Origin of the sequence: Pyrobaculum sp. (genome assembly GCF_049971835.1) — an archaeon.
Taxonomy (GTDB): Archaea; Thermoproteota; Thermoprotei; order Thermoproteales; family Thermoproteaceae; genus Pyrobaculum.
On record NZ_JBMFKV010000344.1, the window covers coordinates 1 to 1529 of the forward strand.

Annotated in this window: 2 protein-coding genes; both read right to left on the reverse strand. The window is 55.0% G+C overall.

Translation table 11 applies throughout. The features are described from left to right. Nucleotides 1-17: 17 nt before the first annotated feature. Nucleotides 18-650 (reverse strand): protein NO VEIN domain-containing protein, encoded by a 633-nt coding sequence (locus tag ACP5J3_RS14485; protein WP_428496324.1) that lies wholly within the window; start codon nt 648-650, stop codon nt 18-20. Beyond that, nucleotides 611-1529: C-terminal helicase domain-containing protein (locus tag ACP5J3_RS14490; RefSeq protein ID WP_428496325.1), on the reverse strand; the 919-nt coding region annotated here is incomplete at its 5' end. The genes ACP5J3_RS14485 and ACP5J3_RS14490, both read right to left, overlap by 40 nt.

Here is a 1529-nt window from a genome sequence, read left to right on the forward strand (position 1 = left end):
CGTGTTGAGGGTAGGCCCTAGGAAGAAGGCCTCTTCCTAGCGTTGTACTTGTATTCAATACCCCTAACAGTCTCCAGTACCCACTCCTTCTGGAACTGCACAAAGGGCGTGCACGAAAGCTCCACACACCTATCATTATCTACATAAGCCGTGCATATTATGTAGCGGTCGGGATACCTCGAAGCGAAGTCGATCTCATTTGCAGTAAAGGAAAAGGGCTCTTCCCTCTTGCCTATCCACTTCCCCTTAATCTCAACAACGTACATCACCCCGTTTTTCAACACAACCATGTCGAAAGGCCGAGGCCCGCTGAAGTAGTCATGCCTAACCACATAGCCGTTCCTCCTCAACCACTCCCTTACACAGTTGACAGCCGCCTTCTCAGTCCGCTCGATATTCCTGCTCCGCCTCACCTCCGCCTCAACCCTCTCCTCAAACTCCTCCACAGCCACAGTACCCACCCCCTCCACCCTAGCCCTCCTAATCCTCACCAACTTGTACTCAACATCGCCAAGGTGGAGCAAATCCCTCACATTGTCTAGATACTTCTTCAAATCCATCCACACAATCATGTGGACAAGCCTAGCCACCTCCTCCCGCTCATCCTCTCTCACTTCGCCAGACTCCACCTCAACAAAATCCCAATCCACAGCACCCTCTCTAAAAACCCCCTTCTTAATCTCGCGGCTCCGGCTAAGCGGAGTCTCCAGACGCACCAACACAGACTCTCTATACACAGGCTGTTTTGCGGAGAAGTACTCCACCTCGGCGAGGTAGTAACCGCCCCAGGCTCCGGCCGCAGATCGTATGGATACCCCAGCTTGGCCTTGAGCCCGCTCTCCACCAAAGCCTTCGACTTCCACCTCACCTCCTCCTTAGCCTTTAGTATAGCCTCAATCCTCCGCCTAAGCTCCTTCACCCTCTCCCCGTCTGACAAGGCGGTGAAGACTTCGGCCTCTTTTAAGTAGGCCGAGGAGCCTATTTCAATAATCTTCCGGAGCTGGTCCTCAGACAGTTCGTAAATCTCAAACTCGCCGTAGCTCTGAGGCGGAAGCGCCCTCAACGAGATGTTGTACAGCTTCTCCAAGAGGTCTAGATACATGGTGTACTCGTCCCGCTCCCCTCCCGCCATCAGCACCATATCCACCACCAGCACGGAGTCAGCCCTCTGGCCGAAGCGCCATATCCTCCCAACTCTCTGGACGTGCTTCGTGGGGCTCCACACCACCTCGTAGTTAACAACCACGTCGTACATCTGGAGGTTAACCCCCTCCGACATGATGTCGGTAGAGATAAACACCGCCGTGTCGAAGGAGTTGGCTAGGAGGGAGGCCTCGACGTTGACGTCTATCCTCTCCCGGGCCTTGGCGGTTGCATACATCACGCCGAGATTTCCGCAGTCCGCCTTGGCGAATCCCTCGCCGGAATCCACGACTCTACACCCGCTGGCAAGAGACTGGAAGAGGTACTCCGCCGTGGTCGCGTATTCAGTGAAGATCAGAACCCTCCTCCCCCTCCACCTGTCCAAC